13 protein-coding genes and 1 pseudogene are annotated in these 19,495 nt (G+C 61.6%); 7 read left to right on the forward strand and 7 right to left on the reverse strand.

Annotation, left to right across the window (positions count from 1 at the left end):
* Nucleotides 1-98 precede the first annotated feature (98 nt).
* Nucleotides 99-893 carry a TIGR03084 family metal-binding protein gene (locus JZI28_RS03095; protein ID WP_348154894.1) on the forward strand — a complete coding sequence of 265 codons (795 nt, stop codon included), beginning with the start codon at nucleotides 99-101 and terminating at the stop codon, nucleotides 891-893.
* Between the two features lie 237 nt (nucleotides 894-1,130).
* Here JZI28_RS03095 and JZI28_RS03100 read toward each other — a convergent pair whose 3' ends face one another.
* Complete coding sequence (locus JZI28_RS03100) at nucleotides 1,131-2,012, reverse strand: 2-dehydro-3-deoxygalactonokinase (RefSeq protein ID WP_375699207.1); 882 nt, start codon at nucleotides 2,010-2,012, stop codon at nucleotides 1,131-1,133.
* Nucleotides 2,013-2,467: 455 nt separating this feature from the next.
* On the opposite strand from JZI28_RS03100, the gene JZI28_RS03105 reads away from it, so the two are divergent.
* Entirely contained in the window at nucleotides 2,468-2,608 is a 141-nt protein-coding gene (locus JZI28_RS03105; RefSeq protein WP_158441640.1) for a hypothetical protein, read from the forward strand.
* A gap of 11 nt (nucleotides 2,609-2,619) precedes the next feature.
* Here JZI28_RS03105 and JZI28_RS03110 read toward each other — a convergent pair whose 3' ends face one another.
* Nucleotides 2,620-3,966 (reverse strand): IS1380 family transposase, encoded by a 1,347-nt coding sequence (locus JZI28_RS03110; protein WP_040176196.1) that lies wholly within the window; start codon nucleotides 3,964-3,966, stop codon nucleotides 2,620-2,622.
* Nucleotides 3,967-4,247: 281 nt separating this feature from the next.
* Here JZI28_RS03110 and JZI28_RS03115 point away from each other — a divergent pair, with 281 nt between their 5' ends.
* The 4 genes from JZI28_RS03115 to JZI28_RS03130 all read left to right on the forward strand — a co-directional run bounded on the left by JZI28_RS03115 (nucleotide 4,248) and on the right by JZI28_RS03130 (nucleotide 9,528).
* A complete protein-coding gene (locus JZI28_RS03115; RefSeq protein ID WP_375699208.1) occupies nucleotides 4,248-5,033 on the forward strand; it encodes a sugar transferase in 786 nt (261 codons plus the stop codon).
* 160 nt (nucleotides 5,034-5,193) lie between these two features.
* Nucleotides 5,194-6,411, forward strand: coding sequence for an exopolysaccharide biosynthesis protein (locus JZI28_RS03120; RefSeq protein ID WP_375699209.1), 1,218 nt, complete (start codon nucleotides 5,194-5,196; stop codon nucleotides 6,409-6,411).
* Nucleotides 6,412-6,562: 151 nt separating this feature from the next.
* Complete coding sequence (locus JZI28_RS03125) at nucleotides 6,563-7,843, forward strand: DUF874 domain-containing protein (RefSeq protein ID WP_348153209.1); 1,281 nt, start codon at nucleotides 6,563-6,565, stop codon at nucleotides 7,841-7,843.
* Nucleotides 7,844-8,298: 455 nt separating this feature from the next.
* The gene (locus JZI28_RS03130) at nucleotides 8,299-9,528 is read left to right on the forward strand and encodes a glycosyltransferase (RefSeq protein ID WP_375699210.1); all 1,230 of its coding nucleotides are present in this window, start codon (nucleotides 8,299-8,301) and stop codon (nucleotides 9,526-9,528) included.
* 118 nt (nucleotides 9,529-9,646) lie between these two features.
* On the opposite strand, the gene JZI28_RS03135 is transcribed toward JZI28_RS03130, so the two are convergent.
* The 5 genes from JZI28_RS03135 to JZI28_RS03155 are packed head-to-tail and all read right to left on the reverse strand — an operon-like array spanning nucleotide 9,647 to nucleotide 18,325.
* A complete protein-coding gene (locus tag JZI28_RS03135) occupies nucleotides 9,647-10,564 on the reverse strand; it encodes a glycosyltransferase (RefSeq protein WP_375699211.1) in 918 nt (305 codons plus the stop codon).
* Nucleotides 10,561-13,095: a hypothetical protein gene (locus tag JZI28_RS03140; RefSeq protein WP_375699212.1), complete on the reverse strand. Its 2,535-nt coding sequence runs from the start codon at nucleotides 13,093-13,095 to the stop codon at nucleotides 10,561-10,563. The genes JZI28_RS03135 and JZI28_RS03140 overlap by 4 nt, the downstream gene beginning before the upstream one ends.
* The gene (locus JZI28_RS03145) at nucleotides 13,092-14,036 is read right to left on the reverse strand and encodes a hypothetical protein (RefSeq protein ID WP_375699213.1); all 945 of its coding nucleotides are present in this window, start codon (nucleotides 14,034-14,036) and stop codon (nucleotides 13,092-13,094) included. Before JZI28_RS03145 ends, JZI28_RS03140 begins: the two co-directional genes overlap by 4 nt.
* 3 nt (nucleotides 14,037-14,039) lie before the next feature.
* Nucleotides 14,040-14,726 carry a 4'-phosphopantetheinyl transferase gene (locus JZI28_RS03150; RefSeq protein ID WP_375699214.1) on the reverse strand — a complete coding sequence of 229 codons (687 nt, stop codon included), beginning with the start codon at nucleotides 14,724-14,726 and terminating at the stop codon, nucleotides 14,040-14,042.
* Entirely contained in the window at nucleotides 14,723-18,325 is a 3,603-nt protein-coding gene (locus tag JZI28_RS03155) for a MupA/Atu3671 family FMN-dependent luciferase-like monooxygenase (RefSeq protein WP_375699215.1), read from the reverse strand. The genes JZI28_RS03150 and JZI28_RS03155 overlap by 4 nt, the downstream gene beginning before the upstream one ends.
* Here JZI28_RS03155 and JZI28_RS03160 point away from each other — a divergent pair.
* Nucleotides 18,304-19,491, forward strand: a pseudogene (locus JZI28_RS03160) (IS256 family transposase); the annotation flags it as partial. The gene JZI28_RS03155 and the pseudogene JZI28_RS03160 sit on opposite strands and share 22 nt — an antisense overlap.
* Between the last annotated feature and the right edge of the window lie 4 nt (nucleotides 19,492-19,495).

Here is a 19,495-nt window from a genome sequence, read left to right on the forward strand (position 1 = left end):
TATCCTTTTGACGAATCGTTAAACAGAACGGTTGGTCTGTTCAATCACATGAATTTGGATCAGACGCAGCGGAATTTGATCAAGAGAGGGCACGAAACATGCAACAAGCCGAAGATTTCCGAGCTGAGAGCCAGGCTCTGGCTGCTGTGTTACAGGACCTGCCCGAGGCGGATCTGCACCGGGTTACCCTGTTCAAGGAGTGGACCATCGACCATGTGCTTGGGCATTTGCATCTGTTCAATGTGGCGGCTGAAACCTCGCTGCAGGGGGAAGCGGCCTTTGCGACATTTATCGGCCCAATTGTGAAGAACATGCAGGCCGGCATGTCGATTTTGCAGTGTCAGTTTCCCTGGCTTGACGGTCTGTCAGGCCGCGCCCTGTTTGAAGCCTGGCAGGCCGGGGCCGAGAGCTGTGCTGATGCCTTTGCGCAGGCTGACCCCAAAGCGCGGGTGAAATGGGTGGGGCCGGAGATGAGCGCGCTGAGCTCGATCACCGCGCGCCAGATGGAGACCTGGGCCCATGGTCAGGAGGTGTTTGATCTGTTGGGGGTAGAGCGGCAGGAGCAGGACCGCATCCGCAATATCGCCCATCTGGGGGTGTCGACCTATGGCTGGACCTTTCTCAACCGCAAAGAGCCGGTGCCCGAGCCCGCCCCATTTGTTGAGTTGACCGGTCCTTCTGGTGCCGTCTGGACCTGGAATGATCCGCAACAGGACAACGTGGTGCGCGGGTCTGCGGTAGAGTTTGCCCAGGTGGTGACCCAGGTGCGCAACATCGCCGATACTGACCTTGAGACCCAGGGAGGCACTGCCGCGCGTTGGATGGCAATCGCCCAGTGTTTTGCCGGTCCGGCTGAAACACCACCCGCAAAGGGGGCACGTCACAAGGCATAAGTCCCAAGTCAGATCGCGCAGTCAGATCGTTTGAGAGCCAGGAGCGGAAGCCCGCAAGCTTCTGCCCAAAAAACGGGGGGCTCCCGCGCAGATTTGTCCCCTTTGGGGGACTGCATCCCCTTGGGCCCAGCGCCGCCGCCCCGCCGGGCGGCGGCGCTGCACCGTGAGGTGGACAAGCCCCAGTCTGTAGCTGGCGCAGAAATCTTGCTTCTTTTGAGCGGACTGACCCTCCTCCTCCTAGGGAGCAGGCGCCGCTTTCTCCGCTTGTCGCCTGGCTTGCATCAACCCTTCGATCGCCATCCGATCGGGATGGGCCTGGGTGGCAGGCAGGCCCTGTGCCGCGAAGGCGGCCATATAAGGGGCGGCCAAGTGGTCGGGGGCGACCAAGGCGAGGTTTTGTCCCAGCCAATAGGCCCGCGCGGCGGCCAGCTCTGCCCCAAGTAGATAGCCCCACAACAAGCCGGCGGCTTCTGTCGTATTGGGCTCTGGGGCAAGCTGACTGGCGCGCAGTTCGGCCAGCCGGGTGGCCAAGCGTTCGGGGCGCGACATGGTATCGGCAACGCCCTGTGCCAAAGCGCTTTCGGACCAGTGCGCAGGCACTTCGAGGCGCGCTGCCAAGGCGGAATAGAGACCGGTCGTCAGGGTGCTTTGAAAGCTGACAACCTCAGCGGCGCTGACCTGAACCCAATGTGTCACCTCGCCAGGCAGGCAGATCACCCCGTCCCATTTGGGATTGAGCGCCACAAAGCCGGCGATCTGCGCGGTGCTCTCTTGCATCAGGCCTGCCGGGGTCTTTTGCTGCAGGCCGGGAAGCACCAGCAGCTGCCAGCGATCCAGAGCCAGTTGGGTGAGGGGCAGGTCCCCCGGTGTGGCGGGGACCGCGACCGCCGCAGAGGCGGGGGGGAGACCGCAGACCAAAACCGGGGCCGAATTGGGCGTGTCCGAGTTTGGCACCTGGGCCTGACCCAGCGCAGCGGATAAATCCTGCTCAGGGGGCGCAGCTGTGCGGGCAAAGCTGTGTTGCTTTACCATCTGCCCGGCCGCAAGGCTCCAGAGGGAAATTTCGGCATCGCCAATCAGAGCGGCGGTGCAATCTGTCTGGCGATGTGATGCGCCCATTGTTTGACGATCCTTTTGTACCTGTGGCGGTGCAAACCGGCAGTTGGCCATATCCGAGGCTGAGCACCGGAATTTGCCCTGCAGTCATACTGGTGCACGCGTCGGGTTTCAAACTGCTAGAGGAAACCTGTGACCGAACAGGGCAAGGACAAGCAGCCAAGGGGCGATGCGGCGACACAGAATCAGACATTTTGGCGTCGAAAAACAGAACCAGGGTTTCATGGTTGCGGCGGTATTTGGGGATAGTTTATAATCAAAAGGCTAGATTGTTTCCGCTATTGGCTAGGCAAGGCCCCTTTTTGCCGTAATCGCTAAGCTTTGGTTATAATTCTCATTAATTCGGTTAGATTTATTCTTGTCACGGAATGCGGTAGCTTGAACTGACATTCCCCAAGTGGAACGTCCTCCCGCCCACCTTGCCGCTGTTCTGCGCTCCTATCAAGCCTCTTGGACCCATGGTGCCGTTGTTCGGGCATCTGACGCGCGAACTGAGCACGATTTCCGGTCTCGGGGGCGAGGTTGATCCGGATATTGGTCTGACCGACCCCCGTATGGATAGACCGGTTGAGCCGCTTTTGTTCAGGTTTTATGATTAACGATGTTGTCATTAGGGAACCGGCGGTGCGCGCAGCCGATGTATGGCCGCAAGGATGCGGTTGAACAGATCGCCGCTGACAGCCACCTCGGCCAGTTGGAAGGTGATTGCACGGGCGTGACGCACAACCCTCGCACCAATCTTGATCAATCGCGTCTGCAGGCTTGTCAGTGACCAGTCGGCTATCTCATCAGGTAGATCAGTGCCCTGTAGGAAGGCACCGATATTGTAAGCCAGTGCATGGAGTTGCAGCCGCACCTCGTTCTGCGCCATGCCTTTGCAGGACAAACGGGTCCAGTTGATCGCCTGCTTGCCTTCCTTGATGTATTGCTCGGCGGTGCCGCGTTGGTTGTAGAAGCGGATGATCCAGTCGGGTTCCATCGGCATGTTGGTGACCACGAAGCCCACGCGCGGGAACAACTCGCTGGGATGCCATTCCACCTTGGCGATGACACGACGAGGTTTGTCCCAAGATGCCGCCTGATATTGGAAGTCGCCGTAGATGCGCTTCACGCCTTTTGGCGGACGACCCACAGGGCGCTTGAGCAGATGCGCAATCTTGCCCTGAAGAACGCGATTGGCCCGAAGGCGGATGGCGTAGAAATAGTTTTCCAGTTCCAGAGTTTTGTATAGCTCCGGGATGGCGAACGCAGCATCCCCCCGGAAGAACCGCATCAGGTGACGATCCGCATATCGCGCGATGACGGGCTTCAGAACCTCTTCCCACCCATCTGCGCTGTGAACATTGCCGGGGCGCAGGGCGCAGCGTTCCAAATGGCCAAACTGGTTGAAGACGAACAGCGGGTGATAGCACATGCAGCCGAAATGCCCGTTCCAAGCGGTGCCTTCTTGCGCGCCGTGGGTGGGACTGACTGAACTGTCCATGTCGAGCGTGATCCACTTGGGCGGTTTGCGATTGTGAACCCGGTCGATCCAGTGTCCTGATAAATCCGCCAGCACAGTGCGATTGTCGGTTGCCGCCAACACCTCGGTCTCGAACCGTCCCATCTGGCTCGCAGACGCGGCCTTGGCCTCAACGGCACGCCCTCCAACGACCTGCCGCATCACCGGATCAAGCGATAAACGGTCCGCGTCATTAACATCATCATATCCGGCCAGCCGCCCAAAGACCGACTGGCGCAACAAGCCGACCAGTGAGTGCAGGCGATTGTGGCCAGTTCGCGTGTCTCTCAGAAATCCGCCCGCAATGTCGTGCAGGCCGAGCACTTCATCCAATTCCCTGAACAACAGTAATCCACCGTCCGAGCTGATCTTGGAACCATGAAACTCCAGCCGGACCCGGCGGTCAAAACTGAGCCGCCCATCACCCGTTTCGCGTGCACCCTCTGGGTGATCCATAATCCACCACCTTCAGCCAAATTAACATACTGAAATATAACACATTAGTGGCCGTTGGAGGCGCGAAAACGTCAAGTTACTTGGGAAATGCGGGTTGAAAGAGCCACAGGGGTATTCAACTCCGGCATTCATCAGGGGCGAAACATGTGGGGGCATGGTTCGGCAACACCCAGAACGTGATGACATTACCCGCGTCGCTGTTGTTGCGGGTTTTGAAAATACAAAGAGCTGACGGCCCTGGGGTTTCCCCGGAGCTTGAGCTGTGAGCGCATGGGGTGATGATGAAAGATTTTGTATCAAACGCAACGGAGCAGGCGTTGACCGCACCCGGGCTGGCGCTGTCTGGCGTGCGCGTCACTGGGCGATCCTCTTTGATCTGTGCTGCCGTGCCTGCTACCGCTGTTCCTGCGGTCGGCACCGGAATCAGCCAGGCATTGGCGATTGCGCGCAGTAAGAACTCTGGCTACGCCTTGGCTGGCAAGCGGCTGTTGGACCTGGGCTTGGTCTTGTTGGCGCTGCCTGTCGCCTTGCCGATTATTGTCCTGTCTGCTGTGATGCTCTGGCTGGAAAGCGGATTGCCCTTCTATAGCCAGGATCGGTTGGGGCAGCATGGCAAGCGTTTCCGTATCTATAAACTGCGGACCATGGTGCGGGACGCGGATGCCCGCTTACAGAGCTACCTGGACAGCGATCCAGAGCTCCGCCAGGAATGGGAAACAACCCAAAAGCTTAAATATGATCCGCGGATTACCCGTGTCGGGCGGTTTTTGCGCATGACCTCGCTGGATGAGCTGCCACAGCTTTGGAATGTGGTGACCGGCACGATGAGCCTGGTTGGCCCGCGCCCGATGCTGCCCGAACAGCTGGCTTTGTATGGTGAGGCCGCCGCCTATTTTGCCGTCAAGCCCGGCATCACCGGGATCTGGCAGGTCTCGGCCCGCAACGAGAGCAGCTTTGCCTCGCGGGCCAAGGCTGATGTGGATTACCTGCGTCAAATGGGGGTGCAGCAAGACTTGAACCTTATTTGGCGCACCTTTGGCGTCGTTGCCAAGGGGACCGGATATTAATCCGGGACATTCAACCGGAGCCTGGCGCGCTGGCCGGGGCGCAGGGCAAGGTGGGGCACTGGATATTAATCTCTTTGCCTTTGACTGCGAGACGGCTGGGACCAGTGGGCCGGATACGACAGGGCGGGGGCGCGACGTTGGAATTGTCAGGAGATGACGCATGAAGCATTTTGCTGTATCAGCCTCTGATGGCACTCCGACCCGTCCAGGGGGTGCAGGAGATGATCCGAACAACACAACGCCTGCCTTGGATAGGGGTGGTGAGGACCGTATGACGCAAAAGGGGTACAAGACGTTTCGCCGCCGCAACACAGCAGCGCGGCAACAGGCTGGTCCAACAGTCGACGCAGCCGCAAACCCGGTGAGCGCAGAGCCAACTCCGGCCCCTTCTGCCCCGTCAAAACAGCCAGACTCGGCCCCAAAGGCCGCTCAGAACAGAACTCGGGAGACCGCTCAGACCAAGGGGGCAACCCCGGTCAAAGGGGCGAATCCGGCCCAGGAGGTAAACCAGGAGCCTGCGCCGCAACTGGACAACCCGCAGCCTGCTGTCGCGGCCAAGCCCCGCACAGAGCCCGCGCGACCTGCGCGGGCCAAACCGCGGTTGGAACTGGACCGGCAGGCACGTGTTGACCTGCCGCAGGAGCCCCCCATCGGTTTGCCAACCCGTTTTGATCCCTGGTTGCAGATACCGCAGGTTCCCTTTGATTTTCTCGGGCAAAAACCGTCACGCCTGCCGCTGGTAAGCGCCTTTCGGGCCTCGCCGACAGCGCGGGCCTTTGATTTGCTGCGCACCCGGTTGCTGCACAGCCTCAAGGCCCATGGCTGGAAACGGGTGGCGGTCACCAGCCCTGCTGCAGGCGGCGGTACCACCTTTTGCGCGGTCAATCTGGCGCTGAGCCTGGCGCGGGTGCCGCAAAGCCGTACCCTGTTGATGGATATGAACTTTCGCAATCCCGGCATCGCCGCTGCACTGGGTATTCCGCCACATGGCGATATGGCGGCTTTCCTGGCCGGAGAGGTGCCGCTGAGCCAGCAATTGCAACGCCTGTCCGAGTCGCTGGCGGTGGGAAGCAATTGTCATCCCGATCACAATGCCTCGGATATCCTGCATGATCGCCGCGCCGCAGATGTGATCTCCACCATGATCGACGAGACCCAGGCCGACACGGTGCTGTTTGATCTGCCGCCGGTGCTGGAGCATGATGATGTCACCGCTTTTCTGCCGCAGGTGGATGGGGTGCTGTTGATTTCCGATGGCGACCGGACCACCGCTGCCGAACTTGCCGCCTGCGAAAAGATGCTGGCAGGGCACGCGCCCTTGCTTGGCGTGGTGCTGAACAAGGCGCAACAGTCCGACAAGACGCAAGTTACCCCCTAAAACCCTCATTTCCACGTTGCAGCGCCCGGTCAGAGCCACAGTTTTGCCCGGTTGCTGTGCTGTAAGGTCTGGTGAATACAACCGCTGCGCGCTGGCCTGATGGGGCAAAGGCTGGCAGGATGACAGATGTGACGACAAGGTGAGCTGACCCATGGGCCCGATTTATTCGCTGGCAGATTTTTTGGATATGTTGCGCCGCCGCGCTGCGGTCATTTTGTATGTCATCGCGGCGGGCAGCATTCTGTCGCTCTGGGTGGCGCTCAATCAACAGCATATGTACCACAGCGCCGAAGTGATCCAGGTCACGCGGCCAACCATCGCTGACGATCTGGCCAAATCCACAGTCGAAGGCTCCTCGGCGCGGCGGATGCAGTTGATCGAACAGCGCTTGATGGCCCGTGCCACTCTGCTGGATATCATCGACAAATTTGCGCTCTATGCCGATCTGCCCAGTCTCACACCAACTGAAAAAGTAGTGATGCTGCGCCAGGCCGTGAGCATCACCGGCGTGGCAGCGGTGCGCGAAGGCTTTGCCGATGACGGCACCATTTCAGTGCTGACCATCACGGCCTTGATGCCGACGGCGCAACAGGCGCAGCAGGTGGCCAGCGAATTTGGCCGCCGCACCATCGAGCTGAGCGTCAGCAGCCGAATTGCCCAGGCGCGCGAAACCCTGAGCTTTTTTGCCGAAAAGGAAGCGGCCCTGGCCAGTCAAGTGTCGGCGCTGGAAGATGAGATTTCGGCCTTTCACGCCGCCAATGACGTGGCCCAGCCTGGCACCGTGGAGTTTCGGCGCAGCGAAGTGGCAACCATCAACGAAAGCCTGCTGGATATCGAACGCGAAAAGATCCTGATCCGGCGCACCGCCGATCAGGCCAGCGCCTCGGAACGCCCGGCAACCGCACGCCGAGTGCTGGCCGACGCGCAGGACAAGCTCAACACTCTGGATGCGCAACGGGATCTTTTGAGCCAACGCAAGGATGAGCTGGAAGCAGCGCTGCAAACCACCCCGGAGGTGCAGCGGCAGCTGGGGGTCTACAGTCGACAGATGGAAGCCTTGCAAGGCGAACTGGAGGTCGTGTCGACCCGCCGTAACGAGGCCGAAGTGGGCTTTCGTCTGGAAACCTCGCGCCAGGGCGAACGCCTGACGGTGCTGGAACCCGCAGGGCTTGCTGATTACCCGTCAACTTCGGCGCGCAAAAACAAGGCTTTGATGGGCGGCATTGCCAGCGTTCTCGCAGGGCTGGCCTTTGCCTTTGTGCTGGAACTGCGCGCACCAGTGCTGCGCTCTGCGGCGCAGATGGAGCGCGAAACCGGTCTGGCGCCGGTGGCGTCGATCCCGGTGTTGGAGACCAAACCACGGGGCCGGGGGCTGTGGGGCATTATGCGCGCCTGGCGACGGCTGCTGCCACAGAAACTGGCGCGCCGCTGATCTGGCAGGGCTGCCTGATCATAGGTCATGGTGATCACCGCCGGCACTATAGCCCGCGAGATCATCACAATCTTCAGCCGCTGATTGACCGGATGGCCCAGCAGCATGGGAAAACTGGCAAGAAAAAGCCGATATTGTAGATGCGCAGCACCTTGAGCGAGATAAATTTCCCCAAAATCGCCCGGTTTCCCTGTGAGATCAAAAACCAAAAGGCCGTGGACAAAAAGATCCATTTGCCACAGCGCACCAGCTCGGTCACTGATTGAGGCTGCCAGCAAAAGCGATTGCGCAGCCCTGGCCGGCAAAAGGGCTGTCTGTGGCGAAAAAGGCCAGACAATCCGCATTGGTATCGTGCATCGATTTGGTTTTGATGACGGGCGCCTGCGCCCTCTAGGCAAGCCGGGACCGAGCCGCTACCTTGGCCAAAACCAACTGGCTGACTGGAGTATAGGCCTTTGAAAGTTGCTTATGTTCTGAACAGTTACCCGCAGCCCTCCCATAGTTTTATCCGTCGGGAAATTCAGGCGCTGGAGCGTCAGGGGATTGCCGTGCTGCGCCTGGCCATGCGACCCGGATCCGCGCCCTTGGTGGATCCGGGTGACAGGGCGGAGGCGGCGCAGACCGAGTATGTTTTGCATCGGGGTCTGCTGCCCTTGTTGCTGGCGCTTTTGCGCCGGGGCGTGGCGGCACCGGCGGTGTTCCTACGGGCAATGGCTTTTGCCATTCGGCTGGGGCGGGTGTCACAGGCTGGTGTCTTGCGGCACCTGATCTATCTGGCGGAGGCCTGCTATGTGGCGGAGCTCTGCCGGGCCGAGGGCGTTGATCACATGCATGCGCATTTTGGCACCAATGCCACGGCGGTGGCGCTGCTGGCACAGGCCTTGGGCGGGCCGGGGTACAGTTTCACCACCCATGGCCCGGAGGAGTTTGACGCCCCTGTGGCACTCTCCCTGGGAGAAAAGATCAACCGGGCGCGCTTTGCCGTGGCGATCAGCAGTTTTGGCAAAAGCCAGCTCAGCCGTTGGGCCGATTTTGCGGCCTGGGACAGGCTGAAGGTGGTGCATTGCGGCATTGAACCGGCGCGGTTTGAAACCCCGGCACCGCTGCCGGAGGGGGCTCTGCGGCTGGCAGCGATTGGCCGCTTTGTGGAGCAAAAGGGCCAGATGGTGCTGATATGCGCCATGGCTGAGGTGGTGCAGACGCATCCGCAGGTGCATTTGGTGCTGATCGGCGATGGCGAGATGCGCGCCGATCTGGAAGCCGCAATTGCCGCCGCTGGATTGCAGAACAACGTGACCCTGACTGGGTGGTTGTCCGAGGCGGGGGTGCGCGCAGAGCTGGCCGCGTCTCATGCCCTGGTGATGCCCTCCTTTGCCGAAGGCCTGCCCATGGTGGTGATGGAGGCCATGGCCGCAGCCCGTCCCGTTCTGGCGACCTATATTGCCGGCACGCCAGAGCTGGTTTTGCCCGGCAAGACCGGTTGGTTGGTCCCGGCGGGCGATGCGCAGATCCTGGCCGCAGCCATTGCCGAACTGGCACAGGTTCCTGCGGCGCAGATGGCGAGCTTGGGCGCGGCGGCACGTGAGCGGGTTCTGGAGCGCCACGACAGCGATATCGAGGCGGGTAAGCTGGCTGATCTGTTCCGGGAGGCCTGCCAGGGCAAGGGGGGCTCCCGCGCGCTTTGATTGTTTCTGACGAAACCACCAAAGCGCTTGGGCCCGGCGCCGCGCTAAAGCGCGGCGCGTCAGCGCCGGTAGCAGCGCAGCGTGTCATGGCAGGCGCCTCAGAAGGGGCGCGGAGGGATCAGCGTCCGCGTGTCCAGCGTTGGCGGCTGCGAAACAGTGGAGATTTTACCGCCAAAGACACCAGCGCATAGGCGGCAAAGCCGATGGGATCCTGCAGCAAGAGCTTGAACAGCTGCCCCGCAGGGAGCGGTGTTTTGTCATCATTGGCCAGCAGCTGGGGGTATTTTTCATTCAGCTCTGCGACGCCCGCATTCTGTCGCCGCCGCACCCGGGTCAGATTGCGCAGCCCTTCGACCATTGGCCAGGAGTAGCGCGCGGGCAGTTTAATCCGCTCCTGCGCTGTAAAGGACAGCCGGGCAAAGGTATCATCGGCAATAATATCGGGCCAGTCCTGCCAGCGCGCCCGCCCGGCGCGGTTCATCGCAAACAGGCCAAAGCCAGGGGTGCCGGTCTGGACAAAAGGCAGGCGCATCCAAAACCTGCCATAGGCGTGGGTCAAGGCGCTTTGGGCGGGGGCGATGACAGGGGTGCCGCTGGCATACCGGGGCTGAGCTTGGGACTGGGCTTGGGTCAGGATCTGGGCGTCGCCAAGCGCAGTGGTGATCTGACCGATCAAGGCGGGATCAACGATGACATCGGCATCCAGATAGACCAGCACCGCTCCGCGTGCCTCCGCATCGCCTGCATTCAGCGCCTTGAGCTTGTTTCCTTCTGGCAGCTCGATCACGCGAAGCTGCCACTGGGGGGGGGCAGCCTGCGCCGCTGCAATTCTGGCGGTGGCATCGGTGCAGCCATTGGCCAGGATCAGAACTTCGCCCTGCATCCCCGCAGGCAGTGCGGAGGCAAACAGCGCCGCAAGGCAGTCCGCGATGTAGCTGGCTTCGTTATGGGCTGGGATCAACACGCTCACCTGTGGCTGGGCGGCGGCGGTTGGCGGGCTTGTTTGCGGGTCTGTTGGGGCAGGGAAGGCGCTCATTTTACGGATTCCAATGCAGACCAGCGCGGGTTGTCATCGCTGAGGCTCCGCAGGGCGCCCCAGCTGCCCCATTTGCCGGGAACCGCCACATCCGCATAGGCAACAAACAGCGTGCCGCCCAGCTCTTGCCAGCCGCTGAGCAGCCTTACATAGAGTGCTCCCATCTCGGGCGTGTAGTTGAAATGGGTAAAGAACCCGGTGAGCACCTCATCCTCGGTCATTGGGCCAATGCCAACCACATGACTGCCGCCCTCATACATGATCAGATCCAGCCCATGCTGATCGGCAACAGCACGGTGGTATGGCAAAACGCGGCCTAACAAATCGCTGAGCGTATCAGTGGCGTCGCCGGTGACCAGGCCATCGGTCAGCTCGGCGGCGGCCTGGACGCTGGCAACATCATATTGGTGGTCGGTAATGAATTGTTCGGCCTCTGTCCCACTTAACCCCTGGGCGGCAGCAGCGGTGCGGGCGTGTAGCTGGCTGTCGGCGATCCAGGCCCGCAGGATTGGGGCGCGTTCCTTTATCCCCAGAATGCCGCCAAAATATCCGGTGACCGCATAGGCATCAAAATAGGCAGCAGGAGCCTCGCGGTCGGCGGCTTCGGCCACCCACAGCGGCGCTGTCAGGATTTGCTCTTCCAGCCCCAGCCAGCCGGTCTGGGTGGCCAACACCCGCACCAAACGTGTGGGTGATGCCGCGCCGAAGACTTCGGTCCAAATCTGCGAAACCTCTGCGGCGCGGCCACCGTAGAATTGCACCCATAAATCCTTGCCGCCCCAGCGCGCCTGCGCCTGTGCATCGGCCCAATTCGCCTGGTCGAACTGCCAGTTCCAGACCTCGTTGGAATATTCGACATAGGCTTTGAGATCAAAATCCAGCCCCGCCTTAACCGCGCGGGCAAAATTGCGGATATAGCTGTCATCGGCGCGGTGGGGCATGTTGAACCAGCCATCGGCGCCCAGCTCATTTACCAGCGCCAGCATCACCTCCAGCGGTACACCCTTGCGGCTCCAGCTGTAATCGCTGACCAGGGGGCGGTCCTCCCAGCCGGTGAGGCGCGAATCATTGGTGCCCATCCAATCCATAAAGCGCAGTACGGCAAACCCGTCCAAAATCTCCAACCAGTCCGGGTTGAAAATCTCGCCAGCGGCATAGCGCGGCAGGTGCTCTTCCTTGACCACGGTGATATTGCGCGGGTAGTCGCCCCCCTCGCCGATGCGCTGCAGCCGGATTTCGACCGGGCCGGGACCGGGGGTGAAATCAAACGAGACCTCGCCCTTGCCATAGCGCTGATTGCGCGCCCGTCCCGAGACCTCGACGATGCCCTCGCCGTCAAAGCGCAGCACATAGCGCCCGGCCAAACTATGCGCGCTCTCGGGCAGGTCCGTCAGGATCACCGTCCCGATCGAGCCCAGCTCGGGCGGCAGCGCAGTGGGCCAGCCCGCCGCGTCCAGATAGCCGGCCTGTGCCAGATCTGCCTCGCTGGCGCCGCCCCACTGGCCGGGCAGATGCCCGATCCAGGGACGCGCAGTCTTGAAGTGATCCAGAAACGGTGCCTGTGTGCTCCAATCGGCCACCGACATCAGGTTTATCGCAATGGGCTGGCGGTTGGGGGCCTGGGGCGCCACAGCGTGCCGCTGCTGTGGAAGTTCTTCCGGGACTGGGCTGTTCAACTGGGCCAGCTCAGGCTCCTTGGGCAGCGGCGCGGGCTCATCGGGCAGAGCCGCAGAGGCGGTATCACTGCCGCCGACAGCGGCCCAGGCCAGCCTTTGAAGCTGCCGCGCCAAAGCCTCAGACGGGGCGGTGTAACCCTGTCTCCAGCGGTCTTGCAGCCGATGGGGCAGCCCCCGTGGGTCCTGTCCGGTCAGCACCGCATATTGCACCAGGCTGAGGTAGTAAAACCCCAGCGCATTGGGGTGGATATCGTCGGAAAATACCTGCGAAATGGACTGCAGCCCGGGCAGGGTGCCGGCGGTGATGGCATCATCCAGCCGGGCCATGGCCTGGCCTGCAGGCAGCAGGCGCACGGTGCCGCCGGTGGCTGCGTTTACATCATCGACCAGAGCCTGCCAGCGTGGCAGATCCTGCTCGAGCCGCTGCCGCCACGGGGTTGCAGCGCCTTCGTCAAAGGGCACCTCGGTGCCAGTGCCGCTGTTGAGACTGTGCCAGGTCTCTTGCAGGTAGAACTGCACATCCGGGTTGGCGCTGCGGGCCAGCTCATAGAACTGGGTCACGGCTTCTTCGGAGTTGCTCCATTTCAAGTGATTGGCCAGCGGGATTGCCTCGGTGACGATCACCGCATCCACAGGCGCGGTCAGCCGCTGGCGGGCATTGATGCCTTCGGCGTTTTTGGCGTGTTGCCAATTGTAGCTGAGCGGCGCGCCATTGATGATCTGGGCCTCGACCGTGACCGGTGCGGTTGCACCCGGCTGTTTCGCCAGTAGCTGTTGCAGCATTTGCGGATTGTCCGGGCCAAACAGCGAATGCCCGACCATCACCACCGAGGTGATCAGCGCCTCAAGGTTCATGCCCCACCTCCTGCCTGCGCCGCCAGGGCAAGACCTGTGCGGGGCTGGGCCAAGACCACCTGCCAGACGATCCGTTGCACCTGTTCTGCGGCTGTCGCCGACAGGCTCTGCGCGGCGCTGCCATCCGCCCGGCTGAGCTGGTGTGGCAGCCCCAGGGGCGCACGTTGATAAAGCACCGCAAAATGGGTGAGCGCCACCACATAGGCGCCCAGATCATTGATGTGGATGGTATCCAACGCGCCTGTTTCACTGCGGGCAAACAGATCCTCGCGGGCATTCAGCCCGTCGATCTCGCCCGCCTCAGCGGCGCGGGCAACTGCGGCCATGACCTGTCCTGCCGGGATCAGATAGGCGGGGCGGTCGGGCGCCGCGCGGCTGTCGGTCCCTGTTAGCTGTTGCAGCCAAAGTCGATCGAGGTCACTGGCAATGCGGCTGTCCCAGCCTTCCGGGTCGTTCAGGTGGTGCCAGGTTTCATACAGGTAGACACGGGTTTTGGCGGCGCCAGCGCGGGCCAGACTGGCCCAGCGGTGAAAATATTCGGCACCGTCAAAATAGCGGATGGCGTCGCGCAGTTCGACCATTTCTGTTAGCACCACGGCATCATAATCGCCGGAGCCTATGGCTTCACGTGCCGCGCGAAAGGCAGGCGGCTGATTGCTGGTTTCAAAGTCTAGGATCGCCAGGTCCGGTTCCCAATGCTGTTTCAGATTGGTGCCGGATCCCAGCTGGCTGTTCCAGCGATGCCCCTGAGGGGCAAGTTGCGCCAGCATATGTGGCATGTCCGGCCCCACCAGGGAATGGCCAAGATGATAGACACGCAATGGCCCCTGGGGCGGTGCCAGCACCGGCACTGGCGGCAGCGCGCTGGGCCGCCACCAGCGGGCCAGTGGCCAGAGAGCAAGCAGGGCGGGCACCGCCAAAAGGACGCGACGTGATATCATGGATCAGCTCCGCAGCTCGGCCGTGGTGACGATCAGACCCGCCCCAATGGCAAAGCGCCCTGAGATGTGGTCGCCACAGGTGAAAGGCGGCTGATCGGCACAGAAACGGGCCGAAAACCGGCACTCCGAAAGGTCGATTGTCAGCTCCATCCCGTCAAACCCATAGAATCTTTCGCTGACTGTGAACTGGCACTTATAGGCGGCTTCCTTGGCGGAAAACACCAGTTTGGCCAGTTGGCCGGGATTGTCCTGTTGGCGCAGCCAATCCTGTTCCTGCGCCGAGCAGATCGCGGGCCAAAGCTCATCTGCCAGGGATTTGTCCTCTTCCACATCGATGCCCAGCCCCTGAACCGGGCCCTTGGCGGCGACCACAGCCATGGCGCAGCTGCGGGTATGGGTGATCGATCCGACCAGCGCGGAGGGCCAGAGGGGGGCGCGGTTCTTGGCCACGGGAATGGCAACGGGGGCATGGCCAAGCTGCGCCATCGCCTGATGCGCGGCAGCGCGCCCGGCAGCAAATTCGCGGCGGCGTTTGTCCACCGCATTGGGGGACAAACAGGCGGTCTCGGCGGCAAAGGGCGCTGGCGGATCCGCCAGCGGGTTGACCAGCGCCACCTCCACATCCCTGTCAAAGAGCGGGCGCACCAAGGCCAGCCGGGCCATTTCCTGTGGTGAACTTTCTGCCGTCATCCTGCTCGTGCTTTGCGGTTTGCCCGCATCGCCCGCCGTTTCGACATGGTGTCGGATTTGGCGGCCTGCGCGGCCTCGTCTTCTACCGGATCATCGGGCTTTGTGCTGCCGCCTGCAAGGGTCTCGATATGGGTGGCGAGCCCGGCGAGGGTTGGGAAGCGGAAGATATCGGTGATCGACAGTTTGTTGACCCCCAGTGCCGTCCGAATGTCGCGGTGCGATTGCACCGCCAGCAGCGAATGGCCGCCCAGGGCAAAGAAGTTATCCTGCGCGCCAATACCGTCTACGCCCAGAATTCGGGACCAGACCTTGGCAATCTCGGCCTGCACCCCAGCGCCAAGGGGTGCCACTTCTGCCGCCGCTTGGGGGGCTTTGGGCGCACCCAATTTCGGATCAGGCAGCGCCTTGCGGTCGATTTTCTTGTTCGGGGTCAACGGGAAGGCATCGAGCGCCACAAGATGAGAGGGCACCATGACGGCGGCGAGATGGCGGGACAGGTTCTGCTTGATCGCGTTCAGATCCGCCGGTTTGTCGCTGTCTTGGGTGATGTAACCCACCAGTTGCGCGCTATCGCCCAACTGTCGCTCGACCACAACCGCGCCGGTGACATGGGGCTGGTTGGCCAGGGCGGCTTCGATCTCACCCAGCTCAATGCGCTGGCCACGGATCTTCACCTGATGATCGGTGCGCCCCAGGAAGGCCAGCTGGCCCGCAGCCGTCCACCGGACCAGATCGCCAGTGCGGTAAAGGGGGCCGGTTGCAAAGGGCAACTGCACAAAGCGATCTGCGGTCATCTCAGCCCGTTGCCAATAGCCCGAGGTGACACCAGAGCCGCCAATATACAGCTCACCCGCCGCCCCCATGGGCACCGGGCGCTGGGCGGCGTCCAGCACATAGACCTGGGTATTGGCCAGCGGCGTGCCGATAACGGCGGTGCCGCCAGACAGATCAGACTGACCAGACAGAGGGGTCGAGGTGGACCAGATGGTGGTCTCAGTAGGGCCATACATATTGTGCAGCTGCGCCGGCGTCGCCTCCTGCAAGGCGCCGACGAGATCCCCCGGCAGGGCTTCGCCGCCCACCAAAAGATGCTTGAGTCGCCCCAGCACCATGCGGGCCTCATCATCCTGCACCAGCATCCTTGCCATCGAGGGGGTGCACTGCATATGGCTGACGCCATGGCGCATCATCTGCGCCGAGAGGGAAAAGTCATCCGGTGCCAGCTCTTGCGGGGTATTGGCGCGGCGCAGCACTTCGGCCAGCGGCTTCAATCCCTCCAGCACCACTTCTGGCGCAATGCCATAGTCGATCAGACAGGCGATCTCATCAACGCCGATGCGTTTCAACTGCTCGGTGCGGACCAGGGCGTCTTCAACGGTGCCAAACAGGCCAGACTCCTCAAAATAACGCTCAAAGGCAAACTCCAGGATGGCCTCCAGCTCCTCCGCGCTCAGCCCGTCCAGTTGCATATCAAAGGCGTTATTGACCCCCTTGGGCCGTTTGAAGGCGGGGAAGGCCCAGGCGTATTGCTTGATCAAGCCGGCGGCCGAGCGCAGGTAATCCTTCATCGGTTCACGGGCGATGCGGCGGGATTCTTCGCGGGTTTCTGCCAGGTAACTGTGCAGCATCAGCGTGACCTTGAAATCCGCCGGATCATGGCCCGCCGCGCGCAGGGCATCGTGATAGATGCGGATTTTGCCGCCGACTTCCTCGATGCTCTGCCCCAACAGATGGGTCAGCACATTGGCGCCAATCTCGCCTGCCTCGCGCCAGGTATCGGGGTTGCCAGCGGTGGTGATCCAGACCGGCAGCTCCCGCGATACCGGGCGCGGCTGGGTGACAACACCATGCATGGAGCCATCCTTGCGGGGAAACTCCACCTCGTCACCGCGCCACAGTTTGCGCAGGGTCTCAATACAGTCATACATCGCCGGTTTGTTGGCCGGCGGGGTGTTTTCCGGGCGTAGCACAAAATCATCGGGCTGCCAGCCCGCAGCAATGCCCAGCCCGGCACGGCCATTGGTCAGGTTGTCGATCACCGACCATTCCTCGGCCACACGGGCGGGATGGTGCAGCGGTGCCACACAGGACCCGGCGCGCACGCTGAGATTGCTTGTGACCGCCGCCACCGCGGCCCCGGTCACGGCAGGGTTGGGGTAGGGGCCACCAAAGGCATGGAAGTGGCGCTCAGGTGTCCACACCGCGTTAAACCCATTGGCATCGGCAAACTTGGCGCCTTCCAGCAGCAGGTGGTATTTGCGCGGGCCAGGGCCATCGTCATTGCCCCAGTAAAACAGATTAAAATCCATCCGCCGGTCCGAGGTCGCAATGGGACCATTGGACAGCTCCAGGCGGCTTTCATCGCTGGAGAGTACCAGTTTAAAACCGCGTGACAGGGTCCAGAACAGCTCCAGCACGGAGATGTCAAAAGACAGCGAGGTCACCGCCAGCCAGGCATCCCCCGCCTTGTGAGGAATGCGCGCATCCATGGCAGCAAAGAAATTGGCCACATTGTCCTGGCGTACCATGACGCCCTTGGGGGTGCCGGTGGAGCCGGAGGTGTAGATCAGATAGGCGAGATCTGCGCCGGTTGCGGCGCTGGTGACGTTTGTCGTCACAGCCTCTGATGCTGACGGGCCATCCACTGGCAGGCTATCTACAGTGACGATTTTGGCCTGGGTTGCGGGCAGCTCTGGGCGCAGCGCGTCCTGCGTGACGACAACGCTGGCCTGACTGTCCGACAGGTAATGGGCGATCCGGTCCCGGGGGTAGGCCGGGTCCAGCGGCACATAGGCGGCGCCGGTCTTGAGCACTGCCAGCGCCCCGACCATCAGATCGGCGGAGCGTTTGATATAGAGCCCCACATGGGCGCCGGGTTTGACGCCGACCTGCTGCAACTGGCGGGCCAGGGCATTGGCCCGGGCGTTGAGGCCTGCGTAGCTGTAGCTTTCGCCTTCAAACACCAGGGCTGTGGCCTCTGGCGTGCGGGCAACCTGGGCCTCAAATGCGGCTTGTATGGTTTCTTCGGCAGGCAGATCGCAGGCGGTCTGGTTCCAGTCTTCCAGCAGCACTCGGCGTTCTGTTTCCGGTAGGATCGACAGATCAGACAGGGGGCAATCCCTGCCAGAGCAGAGGAGAGATGCGATGACACCCAGCGCGCTTTCAAGCCGCGCGGCGAGCAGCTCCGCGGCCTGAGCATCGAGCCAGGTGTCATCTACATGTAGCGCCAAGGCGCTCTCAACCAGCGAAACGGTGGCGATGCAGCCTGGCAGGGCAGCATCCCGATCCGCTGAGAACCCGATTGCCGGCATGTCTTGCGCGCAAAGCTCTGGGGCGCGGGCCACCAGATCCAGGGCAAAACCGCCAAACTTGCGAGCCTTTGCTACGTCTATATCTATCTGAGTCGCTAATCCGTTAACAGATGAATCGCGTGTCACCTGCAGCGGAATCCACTCGGAAACCACCTGTGCTGCCGAGCCCTGTGCCGCCAGCGGTGTGGCAAAGGCGATATCGGCCTGATCTGCGCCAGTGCCCAGCGAGCTATGCGGGAGTTTGGGTGATGGCGTGATTTGAAGGGCGGCGCATGCTGGCGGAGGCATTGAAAGCCGAAGCTGATGCTTTTGTCGCCAGTTTCGCCGATGACCGACTGGAGGATGGCCGCCAACGGATTGTGCGGCATGGATTTGGACCAGAACGTCAGATCCAGACGGGGATTGGCGCACTGGATGTGCAGCGACCGAAGGTGCGCGACCGGAAGGCGACCCCTGATGCAGCCTCAAAAGTCCGCTTCACGTCGAACATATTGCCCAAATGGGCGCGCCGCTCGGTCAGTCTGGATGCGCTTTTGCCGGTGCTTTACCTGAAAGGTATCTCAACCGGCGATTTCCAGGAGGCGCTGTCAGCCATTTTAGGGGCTGATGCACCCAACCTGTCGCCCAGCGTACTGGCCCGCCTGACAGCGGGTTGGCAGACAGATTATGACAGCTGGGCGCAGCGAGATCTATCGGCTCGTCACTACGTCTACATCTGGGCGGATGGTGTCTATCTTCAGGCGCGGATGGAAGAAAATGCCGAGTGTATGTTGGTGATCATTGGCGCGACACCGGAGGGTAAGAAGGAACTGCTCGGCTTTCAGGTCGGCCTTCGAGAGAGCACGCAGAGCTGGCACGAGTTGCTGACTGACATCAAGAAGCGCGGACTGTCCGTCGCGCCCGAGATCGCGGTTGGCGATGGGGCCATGGGCTTCTGGAACGCGCTGGATAAGGCGTTTCCAAGCACAAAACACCAGAGATGCTGGGTACATAAGGTGAAAAATGTGCTGAACTATTTTCCCAAGCAAATGGGACCCGGCGTGAAGTCGGATCTGGACAACATTCAGCACGCCGACACCCGTGCTGCCGCAATATTTGCCTTGGATACTTTCAAAGACAAATATGGCGTGAAATACGAAAAAGGTGTGGCCTGTCTGATCAAGGACAAGGACGCGATGCTGGCATTCTTCGACTTCCCGGCCGAGCATTGGGGCCATCTGCGCACCTCGAATCCCATCGAGAGCGTCTTCGCAACGGTGCGGCATAGAACGGTGCGCACCAAAGGCGCACTCTCGCAAAAGACCGCAAAACTGATGGTCTTCACCCTCATCCAGTCCGCATCGAAAACATGGCTGCGCCTCAAAGGCAGAAATCAGTTGCCAAAAGTCATCGAAGGAATCAAATTCAACGACGGCGTCGAAGTGAAGAATGACGCCAAAAACCGCGCCGCCTGATGAC

It is taken from the genome of Pseudophaeobacter sp. TrK17 (assembly GCF_042192375.1).
In the GTDB taxonomy this organism is placed as follows: Bacteria; Pseudomonadota; Alphaproteobacteria; order Rhodobacterales; family Rhodobacteraceae; genus Pseudophaeobacter.